Source organism: Ammoniphilus sp. CFH 90114, from assembly GCF_004123195.1.
Lineage (GTDB): Bacteria > Bacillota > Bacilli > Aneurinibacillales > RAOX-1 > YIM-78166.
In genome coordinates, this window is record NZ_SDLI01000016.1 from 48,583 (window position 1) to 63,295 (window position 14,713).

Annotated in this window: 12 protein-coding genes; 4 read left to right on the plus strand and 8 right to left on the minus strand. The window is 42.8% G+C overall.

Annotated elements, in window-relative coordinates; all coding sequences use genetic code 11:
- Nucleotides 1-77: 77 nt before the first annotated feature.
- The 4 genes from EIZ39_RS23200 to EIZ39_RS23215 form a co-directional block, all read right to left on the minus strand.
- Nucleotides 78-1,175 (minus strand): M24 family metallopeptidase, encoded by a 1,098-nt coding sequence (locus EIZ39_RS23200; RefSeq protein WP_129203383.1) that lies wholly within the window; start codon nt 1,173-1,175, stop codon nt 78-80.
- Nucleotides 1,176-1,195: 20 nt separating this feature from the next.
- Nucleotides 1,196-1,927 carry a GntR family transcriptional regulator gene (locus EIZ39_RS23205; protein ID WP_129203385.1) on the minus strand — a complete coding sequence of 244 codons (732 nt, stop codon included), beginning with the start codon at nt 1,925-1,927 and terminating at the stop codon, nt 1,196-1,198.
- 144 nt (nt 1,928-2,071) lie between these two features.
- Entirely contained in the window at nt 2,072-3,673 is a 1,602-nt protein-coding gene (locus EIZ39_RS23210) for a response regulator transcription factor (protein ID WP_129203387.1), read from the minus strand.
- The gene (locus tag EIZ39_RS23215) at nt 3,651-5,462 is read right to left on the minus strand and encodes a sensor histidine kinase (RefSeq protein ID WP_164985278.1); all 1,812 of its coding nucleotides are present in this window, start codon (nt 5,460-5,462) and stop codon (nt 3,651-3,653) included. Before EIZ39_RS23215 ends, EIZ39_RS23210 begins: the two co-directional genes overlap by 23 nt.
- A gap of 111 nt (nt 5,463-5,573) precedes the next feature.
- On the opposite strand from EIZ39_RS23215, the gene EIZ39_RS23220 reads away from it, so the two are divergent.
- The 4 genes from EIZ39_RS23220 to EIZ39_RS23235 all read left to right on the plus strand — a co-directional run bounded on the left by EIZ39_RS23220 (nt 5,574) and on the right by EIZ39_RS23235 (nt 9,501).
- Nucleotides 5,574-6,449 (plus strand): carbohydrate ABC transporter permease, encoded by an 876-nt coding sequence (locus EIZ39_RS23220; protein WP_129203391.1) that lies wholly within the window; start codon nt 5,574-5,576, stop codon nt 6,447-6,449.
- A 3-nt stretch (nt 6,450-6,452) separates the two neighbouring features.
- The gene (locus EIZ39_RS23225) at nt 6,453-7,274 is read left to right on the plus strand and encodes a carbohydrate ABC transporter permease (protein ID WP_129203393.1); all 822 of its coding nucleotides are present in this window, start codon (nt 6,453-6,455) and stop codon (nt 7,272-7,274) included.
- 120 nt (nt 7,275-7,394) lie between these two features.
- Nucleotides 7,395-8,696 (plus strand): ABC transporter substrate-binding protein, encoded by a 1,302-nt coding sequence (locus EIZ39_RS23230; protein WP_129203395.1) that lies wholly within the window; start codon nt 7,395-7,397, stop codon nt 8,694-8,696.
- 76 nt (nt 8,697-8,772) lie between these two features.
- Nucleotides 8,773-9,501, plus strand: coding sequence for a sugar phosphate isomerase/epimerase family protein (locus tag EIZ39_RS23235; protein ID WP_129203397.1), 729 nt, complete (start codon nt 8,773-8,775; stop codon nt 9,499-9,501).
- A gap of 249 nt (nt 9,502-9,750) precedes the next feature.
- Here EIZ39_RS23235 and EIZ39_RS23240 read toward each other — a convergent pair whose 3' ends face one another.
- The 4 genes from EIZ39_RS23240 to EIZ39_RS23255 are packed head-to-tail and all read right to left on the minus strand — an operon-like array spanning nt 9,751 to nt 14,511.
- On the minus strand, nt 9,751-10,512 hold the full coding sequence (locus EIZ39_RS23240; protein ID WP_129203399.1) for a DUF6843 domain-containing protein: 762 nt from the start codon (nt 10,510-10,512) through the stop codon (nt 9,751-9,753).
- A 34-nt stretch (nt 10,513-10,546) separates the two neighbouring features.
- Complete coding sequence (locus EIZ39_RS23245) at nt 10,547-11,782, minus strand: benzoate/H(+) symporter BenE family transporter (RefSeq protein ID WP_240675919.1); 1,236 nt, start codon at nt 11,780-11,782, stop codon at nt 10,547-10,549.
- Nucleotides 11,783-13,102 carry a (Fe-S)-binding protein gene (locus tag EIZ39_RS23250; RefSeq protein ID WP_129203401.1) on the minus strand — a complete coding sequence of 440 codons (1,320 nt, stop codon included), beginning with the start codon at nt 13,100-13,102 and terminating at the stop codon, nt 11,783-11,785.
- The gene (locus EIZ39_RS23255) at nt 13,099-14,511 is read right to left on the minus strand and encodes an FAD-binding oxidoreductase (RefSeq protein ID WP_129203403.1); all 1,413 of its coding nucleotides are present in this window, start codon (nt 14,509-14,511) and stop codon (nt 13,099-13,101) included. Before EIZ39_RS23255 ends, EIZ39_RS23250 begins: the two co-directional genes overlap by 4 nt.
- Between the last annotated feature and the right edge of the window lie 202 nt (nt 14,512-14,713).

The following is a 14,713-nucleotide window of genomic DNA, read 5'->3' on the forward strand; positions in this document are numbered from 1 at the left end:
CCTTTGACTTTTTTAATTGATAATTATAATAAAAATAAATATTCAGAATAATAATAGCGTGCTCTATCCTTTAGGGGTTAGGCTTGACGTTGTAATATAGCCGGTCGCCTCCAGGTTAAGCCCTCCAACTGAAATTCTTTCATGGGAAACTGTTTTGAGGGGGTTAGAATTTCATTTTCACTCACTCCAACAAACAACGTATCTTCCGATTTTGCACCCGCTATGGATGGATTCCAAGCATAAACTTGATTAGCTTGAACCACGAAGCTTTCCCCATGGGTCGCCAATTTCTCTCTCGTTGCATAGCCGGTTAATCCTCCCTGGTGGTGAAGCCGAAATTCTTCCGGATAACCTGCTTCATGGTAGAATTCTTTTAATCTATTAAAAATGGATCCCAGAGTGATTCCCGGACGGCTCAGATGCATGATCTTTGCATCAATCTCAGCTGCTGCCTGATGTCTTGCCTGCAGTTCTTGTGGAATCGCACCAAAATGCAGTGACCTCGTTGCTGAAGCAATCAAACCGTTCTTCCGCGTACACACCACCAACATCGCATACTGCTCTAGGCGCTTGGGGGTCGGCAGAGGATGCCTTCTCACATAGGCCCTTTCATCCACTGCGATGAGATTCACAATAGGTTCGAGTTCCCTCTCCCAGCAATGATAGGCTAGCTTGCCAGCGATCTGATATTCACTGTCTCCTTTATTCACAGCCATGGCCGCTTCCTCCATGGCTTCAGTCGTTAATGTCCCGAGTTCTCTTAATTCAGGTAAATCCTCCACGTCTACACAACTTCTTAAGGTGAGTAACACCGATTCTAGTTCCAGGTCCATTACAACACGAGAAGTTGCGGCGTATTTCTCTATCCTTCTTGCCAGTTGAGCCGGTTCAAACCAGTCCCATTTTTCATTCCCTGTAATATCCTTCTCATCCCGAAGCAGAATCTCTTCTTGCAGCATTCTTTCATTTTCAATATTGTTGGAAATAAAGATACAATCCACTGAGGAGATTAAAAAGTTACAGCAGGCTAGTTCCGAAGCTGTATTCACATGGGTTCTCCCAGCGATCAGCCAGGAGATATTTTTTTGAGTCGTTAGTCGTAACCACTCCACTTGATTTGCCCGCATAATTTCACGTATTTCTCCTAGCCGTTTACTAAAACGCGATTGCACCATGAGACACCCCGTTTCACAGATTACCTTTTCAAATGAGCTTGATATGAATATTTATCACTGCGATATTTGGTCTTGGTATATTCAATCGGCCTTCCCCCGTGATCGAAGCTGACTCTTCGCCGTTCCAACAGAGCATCCCCGAAATTAATTCCAAGCATCTCCGCTTCATATTTCGTTGCATTCACAGCATGGATCGTTTCGATAGCTTCGTTCAAAGCGATACCATGTTTCTCAAGTACCTGATAAAAAGCTACCGCATTCAAATCCTCTACCATGAGAAGTTGACCCAAATCCTCCGGCCAACAGCTTCTTTCATAGGCGAAAGGTTCTTGATCTGCAAGCTGGATTCTATCGATTACAAATACAGAAGCGTCTATTGGCAGTTTTAGTTTGGATATTTCATAGTATAGATCTGTTTTAAACTCGCAGCTAAGTAATCTTGCTGAATGCTTAAGTCCTCTTCCTGCAATTTCTTCCGCAAATCCCGTCAATTTGCCCAGCTTCTCTTCCACCTTTGTAGCCGTAACAATGGTGCCCTTCCCCTGCTTCTTTTCGAGCAAGTCTTCATTCACCAGGGCCATAATGGCTTCCCGAACGGTCGTCCGACTGACCTTGAATTCTTTGATCAGTTCCTGTTCTGTCGGAATCAAACTACCTACTGGCCACTCATGGACAATTCTATGCCTTAAGATTTCCTTCAGTTGATGATACAACGGAAGGGGGCTATTGGGATTCAAGTCTGTTCCGATCATACATTCACCTTCCTTCCAAAAAAATCATAACATCATGACCTTTTAGTAAAATCTTATCACATAACCACTGTATTTTATACCATAAAATTCTAATTTTTTTTTACATTCAAACAACATATTTTTACATCAATAGAAAAATCCGACTTAATAAGTCGGCTGGATCAAGTGATTTCGGTATTGTGAAGGTGAATACCCCGTCACCTTTTTGAAAACCTTGCTAAAATATTTTTCATCTTCATACCCCACCATTTTTGAAATATCTGACACTCTAAGACCGGGATCGGTAAGTAAGGCTTTCGCTTTTTCTATCCGCACGGAAATCAGGTAATCAAACAGATTAGAACCAAACTCCAGTTTAAATTTTCTGGAAATATGCTCCCTGCTTAAATAAAATTGCTCGGCAATACATTGCAAGGTCAGGTCTTCATGGTAATGTTTATCAATGTATTTAGCGATCTCCCCTATGACGTTTAACCTTTCCTTTGAACTATGGGATATCGTTTGGTGTAGGTTCAACAAAGATTTTCTAAGTTCTCCTAACCAGTCCTCCATTAATAATTCCCCTTTATCATTCATCTTCAGATAAGACATTTTAAGATCCACTTGATTTAGCGCATAACGCTTAAAATGCTTAAGCTTCAATATCTCTAACTCATTTTGCCAAATATCAATATGACTCAGGGTGATGGATGGCAAACTCCGCACTTCATTCGTTAATCGCTCGGTTACAGAGGTAAGGATATGGGCATCCTTATTTTTCATCGCAAAAAGAAGCTTCTCTTCATACTGATTTAGGTAGAGGGTATCACTCTCAGCTAAGGAAGCCTGTGATTCTTCAAAGATAAAGCCCCCTGGTTTTTTCAAATTAATTTTTTCTTTTAGCACTTTTCTTGCCTTTTGGTAAGACAAGTCCACCCCCGACAGAGTGGATTGAACACTCCCCATAGCGAAGAAAAAACGTGAACCCACTTCATGGTATATCGCTTGATTGATTTCCTCTAGTAGAAACTTCATCCGGTCGAATTGATCCCAGACCAGGAGAACGACTTCGTTTTCCACAGCCCAATTACGAAAAGCATAACCACAACCATATCGGTTCAGATATCCGTTACAAACCTTACTAATAGAAACATAGAGTAAATCCTTATTCGACAGCATCGATTTGTAAATCTCGGAATGAATCATCTGCAGGCTTAACAAGGAGATCTGAACACGGCATGCCGTATGGTCGAGACTAGGATTCAGTTCTTGAATCATCGAGAGATGCTTCACAGGTTCCTGAATAAAGTCAGATAAGACTTTGTCCCAATACAAGGGTTCAATTTGATCCATTCGTTTGTTTTTTGATTGATGTTCTTGTCTTCGGAATTCATCATCCTTCCACTGTTCTATGGCTTTTTCCAAGGCTTGAATAATCTGTTGCTCATCGATCGGCTTGAGGATATAATCCACCCCATTGTATCTCATGGCATTTCTAACAAAATGAAAATCATTAAATCCACTTACAATAATGACTTTACAGCCCATCGATTGCTCATAGGTCCATTGTAATAATTCACTACCTGTTTCCCCCGCTATCATCATGTCCAAGAACAGAATTTCAGGATTTTCTTTTTGGATCAGCTCTTTCGCCGCTTCTACATTCTGTGCTTCCAGTATGCTTGTTATGTCATACTCTTCCCAGGGAACCAATAGCTTGATGGCCTCTCGAACGTGCTTTTCATCATCCACGATCAACACTTTCATCGTCTACTGCACCTTCCCTTTTTAGTGGAATGGAGATTTCAACCTTTAAACCGTGCGGACTTAAAGGGGTAAGGTTTACCGTTACCTTCGTATGAAAGTAAACTCGCAATCGGGTCATTACATTGACCAGCCCAATGTGTTCCGTAGATTTATATTGTAAATCAGCCTCATGATGGAGAAGACTCGAGATTTTTTTTCGCTTGGCTTCCTCCATTCCTTGCCCATTGTCTTCTACGATGAGGACAAGGAGCTCGCCGTCTTCTAGTCTTGTCGCAACCGAAAGTCTTCCCTTCGTATTCTCAGCGAACCTGCCATGCTCGAAGTAATTTTCGACAATGGGTTGAAGAATCATTTTAGGGATTAATATATCAAGTGTTGCAGGATCGATCTCCATTTCAATTTGTAATTCTTCTTCAAATCGTTGCTTCTGCAAGGCAAGATAGGATTTAATATAATCCATTTCGATCTTGAGAGGGACAATGGACTCATCAATATTCATGTTGTAATGCATCATTTTGCCTAAGGAAGACGTAAGCGAGTAGATTTTCATATTTTTATCCTTTAAGGCTAAGGTGCCGATGGACTGCAGGGCATTATTAAAAAAATGAGGATTAATCTGAGCTTGAAGCGCTTTCAATAGATGAGTCTTATTAATTAGCTCGAGTCTGTACTCTTTTAAGATTAAAGAATGAATTCTGTCTACCATTTGGTGGAACCTTCTCGATAGGACACCAAACTCATCATTCCTTTTTAAGTTAGGGAATTGAACGTCTAGTTTTCCTCTTTCCACGATGTCCATTTCATAAATAAGCTGTCTTATCGGCTTGATAAAACTATGAATAACCAGAAGAGATGCCCCAATTGCCAAAATAAGTGACCCCATGAGGATGTACATATTCATTTGGGTTAAATAAGCAGCATCTTGATACAACCAGCTATAGGGAATTTTTTTAACCAGTTTCCATTGGGCGTAAGGAAGATCAACCGTATCATATAAAATGAATTCGGGGCTCCCTTTGTCTTCTACTGTAAAATGTGAGGACGTTTCTTCTTTTGCAAAAAGGGGCTTCATCCAATCCGCCAATAGATTGGAGCCAATCAGAGCTTGTTCTGAAGAGTAGATCACACTCCCCTGTTGATCCAGGAGAAAGAATTGCTCTTCGCCCTTGGTATATAACATATCACTGATATAACGAACATAATCCAATCCTACATCAATCGATAAGACACCTAGCCGATCTGGCAATGGAATATCTTCAATGGTTCGGTAAAAGGAAAAGACGAGTTTGGGATCTTCCTTGTAGATCAGATTGCTCTGATTGATCCCATATTGATCACTCCAATGGGTTGGCTGAATATAAACTACATTACGTAGAGGTTGATATTCCATCATGCGTTGATAGGTGACAACATCATGATAGAGATAACCTTGCTTCTGTCTATCGCTATATAAGAAGACTTGATGAAATTCCTTCCTAAAGTCACCTAGTTGAGTGATGGATAATTTAATCTTGGAAAAGTCCTTGTCCGTGAGGTGACGTCTTTGCATTACGTCTAATAAATATGGAGCTGTCCCGGAGAATAGCACGGAATGAGAGATTCGATCAATGCTTTGCAAATAGTTGCTTAGATTAATTTTCCCTTGAAATAACAGCTTCGAATTTTCTTGAATGGTCTTTTCTGTTACAGAGGACTTCGTGTGGCTGTAGGTAATCGAGATGGAAGCAACAATAGGAATGATAATCGAGGCCAGGAGTAATAAGGTTAATTTATAGCGGATGCTGAACATGGACATCTCCTAATCAATAAATTACACCTATATCATCAATTATTTGAATTTACACTCAATTCTATAAGTTTTAAACTTATTATAAGTCAAATCAAAAAGAGGGGGTTATGAATGAAATATAGCAAAAAAAGTGATCTTTTTCAACTTTTAGTCTTTTTAGCTCCTGCGATTCTTTTTTTCGCTTTGATGAAGATTATACCCTTCTTCATGGGCATGTACTATTCCTTTACCGACTGGAATGGCATATCCGCGGTGAAAACCTGGGTAGGATTTAACAACTTTATCCGCCTCTTCCAAGATGAAGATTTTTCCAACTCCTTTATATTTACGGCTAAGTATACCGTTGTCGTCGTCATCATCAACAACCTTCTCGCCTTTTTATTAGCCTTTTTATTAACAAGAAAAATCCGTTTTAGAAACCCCGTACGCACGGTTATTTTTATGCCTAATGTGATTGGAGGGATTCTACTTGGATTTATTTGGCTCTTTATCTTCACCAGAGGCTTTCCTACTGTGGGAAAGCTTACCGATCTCGCCTTTTTCAATCTACCATGGCTGGGTACGGAGAACACAGCATTCTGGGGAATTATCATTGTGAGTGTCTGGCAATTTGTCGGTTACCTGATGGTGATTTACGTAGCTGGAATTCTGAGCGTACCTCACGAATTAATAGAAGCCGCAGATATGGACGGAGCCACCAGTCTACAGAAAGTATGGCATATTATTCTTCCCTTAATCATGCCTGTGATTACCGTCTGTATGTTTTTAACGTTATCCACCTCTTTTAAGGTGTTTGACGTCATTTACTCTTTAACCAAAGGAGGACCTTTCCGATCCACCGAACCAGTAGCACTCAACATTTATACAGAAGCCTTCGGCCGGAACAATATGGGACTAGGGTCAGCCAAGGCCTTTATTTTCTTCGTCATTGTCGCCTTACTCACCTTGCTTCAGGTCTGGTTCACCAAAAGAAAGGAGGTTGAATAGTTCATGATCTTTAAAGGACGCTGGTTCTTGGAGTTACTGGCCATTGTCATCGCCATATTATTTTTAATTCCTTTCTATTTCATTCTAGTTAATTCCGTAAAGAGCTTCGGAGATATCATCATGGATGGGGCTAGCTGGCCCAAGGCATTCATGTGGGTCAATTATGTAAGAGTATGGGAAACGATCAACTTCCCGAGAGCTTTTTGGAATTCTCTTGTTGTAACGGTTTTTAGCGTCGCTGGCATGGCCATCATTAGCGCGATGGCGGCTTACCGTATTGTACGAAGGCCTACCGTGTTCAGTAAAGTCATCCTCTTCTTGTTTGTTTCTGCTATGGTTATTCCTTTTCAATCCATCATGATCCCACTCGTCCAAGTGGCCAATGGTCTAAATATGCTAAACAGCCATGTGGGCCTTATCTTCATCTATTGGGGTTTAGGCGTACCGTTATCCGTGTTCTTATTCCAAGGATTTATCAAAACGATTCCCATCGAACTAGAAGAAGCCGCAGTTATCGATGGCTGCTCACCCTATGGAGTATTCTGGAAAGTGGTATTCCCCTTATTAAAGCCTGTGACCGTTACTGTTATCATCTTGCAAAGCTTATGGGTATGGAATGACTTCTTGCTTCCCTCCCTAATTCTACAAAATACAGATCTGAGAACCATACCGCTTGCTAATTTCTCTTTCTTTAGTGAGTATACCAAGCAATGGGACCTAGGGCTTGCAGGTTTGGTTATGAGCATTACCCCCTTGCTGATCTTTTTCCTCTTCATGCAAAAACATATTATCGATGGAATTACGGGGGGATCCATTAAAGGGTAAGGCCGATTCTGTAGAAGATCAATATTTTTCACCCAACAGATCAACTCTTTTCGTTTAATTATCTGAAAAGTTTGTTTATTATTTATATTGAAATAAATAAAATAAAGGAGGTTACTTTGAATGAAAAAGATACTTCGATCCTCTCTAGCTTTTCTTTTCGCCCTTAGTTTGTTAAGCGCTTGCAGTAGTGGCAACAGTACTCCCTCTTCCTCTCCTACACCTGCACCTAGTGGAGGGGGTGGCGACCAACCCGCAGAGAAAAAGGTCATTACCGTGCTTCAATTAAAGCGTGAAATTGCCGATCCTCTAAAAGAAATGGCCAAAGAATATCAAAAAACACACCCCAACATCGAATTTCAATTTTTAGGCGGACAAGAAGATTATGATACGGCCTTGAAGTCCGCTTTTGCCTCTGGGAATGAACCCGACATCTTCACCAGCAGCGGTGATGCTCACCTAGAATTGTGGAAAGAAAAGATGATTGACCTTACAGATGAACCATGGATGAGCGACATGGTGGATGTTTCTAAGCCCCCTATTACATCAGACGGTAAGATTTACGGCATGGCTTACAATATAGAAGGATTTGGTTATATTTACAACAAGGACTTATTTGCTAAAGCAGGTATCACGGAGACACCGAAAACCCTCAGCGAGCTTGAAGAAGTGTGTAAAAAGCTTGAAGCCGCTGGGATTACGCCTTTTGTGAACGCATGGCAGGAAACTTTTACACTGGGCAGGCACGGGATGAATGCTACCTTGGCTAGACAGGAAGATCCAACCCAATGGGCAAAAGACCTTCTAGAAGGAAAAACAACGTTTAAAGGGAATAATCCTACTTTAGATTACCTTAACCTCATTGATTTGAATAAAAAATACGGAAACCAAGACGCGATGACAACCGATTATAATACTTCAGTGGCCAAATTTGCTGCAGGTGAAGCCGCTATTATTCAACAAGGGGTCTGGACCCAAGCCATGTTTGATAAGCTAGGCGTTCAATTAAACATGGGAATGTTCCCGATTCCCATTAATGATGATGTAGAAGCCAACAATGAAATATTTGCCTTTGCAGGTAACTACTGGGTGATTAACAAAAATTCCAAGGTCATTCCGGAAGCGAAAGAATGGTTGAATTGGCTTGTAACAGATCCGGTTGGGCAGTCGTTCATTGTGGATAAGTTTAAATTCATCCCTGCTTTTAAATCTATTGATTTTACAACAGAACAACTAGGAGACCTCGCAGGCGCTTTAACAGATTACACCAGTCAAGGCCTATCCGATGGTCGTTACTTTAATAAGATGCCTCCTGGTTCCGATAAGGAATTTGGTGTAGTCTTGCAAGCCTACGTTGCGGATAAATTAACGAAAGAGCAAGTGCTTGAGAAATTTGATGAAGTCGTAAAATCCTTAGCCAAATAACGAAAAATAGGAGACGATGATAGAACGTCTCCTATTCTTTTGACTCCATTTTCCTTTAGAAAGTGAGGGATTAACCATGAGCACCCCAAAAATAGCGATACAAACTAGAATGTGGGGAATTGATCGAATTGAAACGGAGTTTGAACAGATCCTTGATGAGGTATTGCAAGCTGGATATCATGGAGTAGAGTGCCGAAGCACCCTTTTAAATCAAGAGGAGAAGGTAAAAGCTTATTTGGAAGGAAAAAGCCTGAAGATTGTTGCCTTACATATTTTAGCCGATGCCTTTCATAAGGAGGATCTAGAATCCCTCCTTCAGAAGATGAATGATCTCCAAATCCCCACGATACTTGTCACGTTACTAAAGAAAGCCTCCTTGCAGGAATACCAACAATGGCTCAAGGAGATCGGCGATCTAGCCGATCGATGTGCAGGGAGAAATATCCAACTCTGCTACCATAATCATGATTGGGAGTTTGAACACGGCTATCAGCTTTTTGACGAAATGGTGAAACATCCAAATATCCGATTAGCCATCGATCTAGCCTGGGTTTTCCGTGCTCGGTATGACTACAAAGAGGTCATCCACCGCTACCGGGATTCTATCCGCTATGTTCATCTGAAAGACACAACACATGACCAATGGAAGGAACTCGGTCATGGGGATATGGACTTAGCTTCTGCTATCACTGAGTTAAAATCCTTAGATTTGGAATGGTGGACGGTAGAGCAGGATGACACGGATAAATTACCATTAGAAAGTGCTAAGATAAGTAGACAGTACCTAAAGAGACTAGGCATTTAAAGTAGGTGTTATGTTAGGGGATCCATAACAGGAAATTATTCCGCTATTTCTTGATTTGGAATCAAAACAGCCAAAATAAGGCCCATTTTTTCCGCTATATCGGTAAAAAGGTGTAAGCGAGGTCCAATTTTTCCGGATAACGGAAATTCGTTCCGTTATTTCACGCGATTTTCTCACTTTTATAGAAATAACGGAAAAAACTCCGCTTACTGGGCGCGGTTTGATAGACCCTTTCATCCACCCGCTGCCCTAAGGCACCTCATATCTTTCAATTAACGCTGCCCCAACGTCTGTACCATCCTGCATCTCAAAAGATCCAATCTCCAGCTCCTTCACCTTTTTGCCCTTATCATCTACTAGATGATACCTTATCCCCCGGTCGGGTCTTACACTTGATGTTTTGTATACCCCTTCAGCTGATATGGGCAACACATAGAATCCCCCTGCTTTTTGAATCGCAGGATAACCCTGCATCCCGTAATAAATCTCAACAGTTCCATGAAACTCCTGAGGAACGAGATGAAGAACCGGTCGGTTCTGCTCGATATCAGTGTATAACCATCTGCCCGTAATCAATAGGATTCCAAGGCTAACAACAAGAAAAAGCCGTCGCCCCCCGACCTTCTCGAATACAGAAAATCCAAAATAACACATCAGGGCTGAACCTGTAAAGAACAACAAGAACAATCCTGCCTCCGGGGAAAAAAAATCTCGTAAACGAACTCCCCCCCAACGGCTTAGGATAAAGAACGTAGGAACCACCCCCAGAACGATAAGGGCGACGGGGGTCAAGTAATAAAAAACCCCTTTTCTTTTTTTAAACAGATGCCCAACGGCGAGATAACAAGGGTATGCGACGAGGAAAAAAGCGAGAGACGTCCAAAACAAGAAAATCCCCAGCTCTCCCCCTATGTCTTGCCCCCAATAGAAATACAGAAAGCCGAGGTAACACAGAACACCTGAAAAATAACTCGATACGGCAATCACGACGTGAAAAAAGATTGGGTTCATGCTAGCTAAACTCCTTACTGAAAGCATTCTTGCTCTATTCCACTTTTTCAATCGTCTTCGAAACGACGGCACCTAACAACAAGGCCCACACAACCGAACTAATATGAAAAAAGCTGATGTTGGATAAGGCAACAAGGAAGGCTAGGAGAGAACTCATAGGAAAATTCCGCCCTGAAAACCCTGTTTGCAAATTCGATAACAACACGCCGATCAAGGAGAATCCAGCTAAAAGAGAAATAAGGGCTTGCGGCAAGGATTGAATCAGCGGCACAATCTTCCAAGCAAAGATACCAAATAGGATCATCCCGAGTCCCGAAACTACCGATGCCATATAGCGTTTTGAGCGGGGTCCTGATTCATTCGACGAGCAGATCCCTGACATCATGCCTGCAATATTCGCACATTGTCCTCCAGTAAAACTGGTGATTATCGAAAAAATACCACTGGTACATAGAATAGATCTAATGGGTGGTTTATAGCCCGACGTTTGCAAGGCGCTTATTCCAACAGCTGCGTCATTACTTAAAATGAGCATGGCCATCGGTAGGGCCAAGGTGAATAACCCCATCCAAGTGAACTCAGGCGTTTGCCAGCTCAGTAGAAAAGAGCTCTCCGGCAACCCCTGCACCTCGATTTCCTGGGTCAATGAAACCATGAAGCAAGCTACGACAATCGCACCGAGAGCAGGTGAAATACGTCTGCTGTACTTTAAAAACAACAAAAAACTAATTAAGGCCACTCCACCCACTAATGGCATTTCTTGAAATGCAGGGACCATTCGTACGACATAACTGGCTACGAGTCCTGCCATCATCGCGGAGATGACTTCCTTTGGAACCCATCTAATAATCTTGGAAAAGATCCCTGAGATACCGACCAAAAGTATAATGAAGGCAGACATCAGAAATCCACCGATGATCTCAGAGTAAGTAAATTGAGAAGATAACGTCGTCATAAACGCCACTCCGGTTAAGGAATGGCCCCCTGTAATCGGAATGCGATATCGAAACGCCATATAGATCCCGAACAGTCCACCAAAGAAGTACACCGCAAACATCCAGTTAATTGTCTGCTGTATCGTCATCCCACTATTGGCTGCAGCCTCGAACAGCATAATAATCGGACTGGTCATGATTAGGGTAGCAGAAATGAGACCAGTTGAAACATTTTGACCGTTTACATCGGCTATCAGGCTGCGAAATCCCTTACCGCCCCCTGGTTCAGGGGTAGGCATCTTTTGAAACGTTGGTGCTGTATTCATGTTGTCCATCTAGTTCCCTTCTTGTTTTCCCGCAATTCCAGCAACCTCCGCTAGATACTCTACTAAATGAACTGCCCTCATCTTTTCACTCAGGTTTTCTCTTTCAATGCCGAGCTTCATCTGCAGCAAGCATCCAGGGTTGGTGGTCACCATTAAGGTAGCGCGGGTTTCTTTTATGTTTTCCATTTTGACATCTAAAATTTTCATTGACTCTTCATAGTTTACGATATTATAGATTCCAGCTGATCCACAACACATGTTGGGATCCTTCATTTCAATAAAATCCACATTCGAAATGCTAAGAATAAGTTCCAACGGTTCCTTCGTCACCTTTTGCACATGGGTCATATGACAGGATCGCTGATAAGTGACTCGTTCTTTTGGCTGATGCTTCACAGGAATTCCTCCACAGGCGATCAGAACTTGTGAGATATCCCTCGACTTTTCTACAAAGTGCTTCGCGCGAGCAGCCCAATCCTGCTCATCAGCCAACAAGTGATCGTATTCCACCATCATCGCGCCACATCCCCCAGCGTTATTGACGATAAAATCTGCCTCAATCTTTTCAAACGCCTCAATATTGAGTCGAGCCAGATGTTTCCCGTGATCGCTCTCTCCCGCATGTACGTGCAAGGCCCCACAGCAAGTCTGGTTCTCCACGACGATCACGTCACACCCTACTTCCGCTAGCAACTGCACCGATAGCTGATTAATCTTACGAAACATCGCATCCATTATGCATCCGACAAAGAGCGCAACGGTGTATTGCTTTATTCCCTTTGCAGGGGTAAAGGTAGGAAGAGATGAACGTTCTGTAGGAGAAACAGAGGCTGGTGTAATCGCCTCGAACTCCCCTAAATGATAGGGAAGTTTTTTCATCATGCCTGACTTCCTTACCCACTTCTGAACCCCACTTTTTTCAAACAGCCACATGGAATGTCCAATCATATTCATCGCACGGCGACTGGGAAAGACCCTTTTCAAAAGCGTATTCCGGAGAGCTCGAACGGGAAGGGAAAATTTCTTTCTCCGTGTCATGGCGCTTCTGGCTGCTTCCAAAATTTCTCCGTAAGGCACCCCTGTTGGACAGGCGGTTTCACACGCCCGGCATCCTAGGCAGAGGTCCATCGGCTCCTCTAACACCGAAAGATCGGTAATCCGACCCTCTCCTACCATCTTGACCAGATTAATTCGGCCGCGCGGGGAATGAGTCTCCTTGCCCATCGTGGCATAGGTAGGACAAACCGGAAGACAATAACCGCATTGGACACACTGATTGGTTTTCTCATATTTAAGTTCTTCACGCAGCTGCTCTAACTTCGTTTTCATTCACTCAACACCAACTTCTGTCCGGGCTCAGGAAAAATTTTCCCCGGATTCATAATGTTATTCGGATCCCACGCCTCCTTGATTCGCTTCATCATATCCAAGCCGACAGGACCGAGTTCCATCTCCATGAACGGAGCCTTCATCGTACCAATTCCATGTTCACCCGAGAGCGTACCTCCAAGCTCCACCGCTGCCTCGAAGATTTCGGCAACCGCCTGCTCGACCCGCTTCATCTCTTCTTTATCCGACTTGTCCGCGATGATATTCGGATGAAGATTTCCATCTCCTGCATGTCCAAACACGACTAAGTGAATGTTGTATTTCTCTTTGATTTGCTTGAGGCGTCTGCACATCTCTGGAATCTTGCTTCGAGGAACCGTCGCATCCTCCGATATCTTCGTGGGCTTAATCCGGACGATAGCCGGAGACACCAACTTTCTCGCTTTCCATACCTCTTCTTTTTCCGCCGCTGTCTGAGGGATGCGTATCTCTCTTGCTCCAATTTCCCTACATACTTTCGATATTTGAACAGCCTCATCCTGAACCGCTAACGGATGACCATCCAGTTCAATGAGAATTAAGGCTTCTGCATCTCTCGGAAGGCCAGAGGGCTCATAGTTTTCTACCGCGATCATGGAAGCTTGGTCCATGAGTTCCATCTTGGCAGGAAGAATTCCGGAGGATAAAATTTTTGAAATCGCGGCTCCCGCATCTTCAAGGCTATCGAAAATGGCCATAACCGTTTCCGAGGCTTGAGGCTTCGGGATTAACCTTAGAATCGCCTTCGTAATGATGCCAAGCGTTCCCTCCGAACCGACAATCAGCTTCGTTAAATCGTATCCCGTCACATTCTTTACTGTTCGGCCACCCGTTCGAATAATCTCTCCCTGCGGCGTAATGACTTCAAGACCAATCACATAATCTTTCGTCACACCATATTTCAAGCCTCTCGGTCCACCCGAATTTTCCGCTAAGTTCCCTCCGATGGTCGAAACATGGGAACTACTGGGATCAGGTGGATACATCAGACCTTTTTCGAGCGCCGCCTTATGAATCTCAGAAGTTAAAACCCCCGTAGACACGACCGCCACTAAGTCTTCTTCGTCAATCTGCAGCACATCGTTCATGACCGACAGATCGACTACAACTCCTCCTTTTACAGGCAGAGGCCCTCCACTTAAGGACGTAGACTGTCCGCGTGGGATAATAGGAATCCATTCACGATTAGCGTATTTCACTAACTCGGCAATCTCCTCCACATGCTTAGACTGCACGACGGCATCCGGAAGGTAAGTTCCGAATGAACCATCAAAGGAATAACTATAGCGATCATGCAACTCCGTCAGCACGTGACCTCGGTTTATGATCTTTTTTATATCATCAATATGGTGTGGTTCCACCTTGATCATCCTTTCTCATTAGGAAAGCTGGTCTTTGTTGTTTTTTATCTTAACCTATTAAAAACGCTCAAACAATAATAATGTTGTGAAAATTAAACGATTTAATAAGGGGAGGTTTTTCCGTTATTAAGCCAGAACCGTTAAAAATGACTGAAATAACCGGAATTTCTTCCGTTAATGCGGCTTAGCCCCCTAAGTTTGGACACTTTCA

What these genes read in the sequence shown, in the direction of transcription:
- EIZ39_RS23200 (WP_129203383.1), bottom strand. Translation starts at nt 1,175, where the DNA reads ATGGTGCAATCGCGTTTTAGTAAACGGCTAGGAGAAATACGTGAAATT.
- EIZ39_RS23205 (WP_129203385.1), bottom strand. Translation starts at nt 1,927, where the DNA reads ATGATCGGAACAGACTTGAATCCCAATAGCCCCCTTCCGTTGTATCAT.
- EIZ39_RS23210 (WP_129203387.1), bottom strand. Translation starts at nt 3,673, where the DNA reads ATGAAAGTGTTGATCGTGGATGATGAAAAGCACGTTCGAGAGGCCATC.
- EIZ39_RS23215 (WP_164985278.1), bottom strand. Translation starts at nt 5,462, where the DNA reads ATGTTCAGCATCCGCTATAAATTAACCTTATTACTCCTGGCCTCGATT.
- EIZ39_RS23220 (WP_129203391.1), top strand. Translation starts at nt 5,574, where the DNA reads ATGAAATATAGCAAAAAAAGTGATCTTTTTCAACTTTTAGTCTTTTTA.
- EIZ39_RS23225 (WP_129203393.1), top strand. Translation starts at nt 6,453, where the DNA reads ATGATCTTTAAAGGACGCTGGTTCTTGGAGTTACTGGCCATTGTCATC.
- EIZ39_RS23230 (WP_129203395.1), top strand. Translation starts at nt 7,395, where the DNA reads ATGAAAAAGATACTTCGATCCTCTCTAGCTTTTCTTTTCGCCCTTAGT.
- EIZ39_RS23235 (WP_129203397.1), top strand. Translation starts at nt 8,773, where the DNA reads ATGAGCACCCCAAAAATAGCGATACAAACTAGAATGTGGGGAATTGAT.
- EIZ39_RS23240 (WP_129203399.1), bottom strand. Translation starts at nt 10,512, where the DNA reads ATGAACCCAATCTTTTTTCACGTCGTGATTGCCGTATCGAGTTATTTT.
- EIZ39_RS23245 (WP_240675919.1), bottom strand. Translation starts at nt 11,782, where the DNA reads ATGGACAACATGAATACAGCACCAACGTTTCAAAAGATGCCTACCCCT.
- EIZ39_RS23250 (WP_129203401.1), bottom strand. Translation starts at nt 13,102, where the DNA reads ATGAAAACGAAGTTAGAGCAGCTGCGTGAAGAACTTAAATATGAGAAA.
- EIZ39_RS23255 (WP_129203403.1), bottom strand. Translation starts at nt 14,511, where the DNA reads ATGATCAAGGTGGAACCACACCATATTGATGATATAAAAAAGATCATA.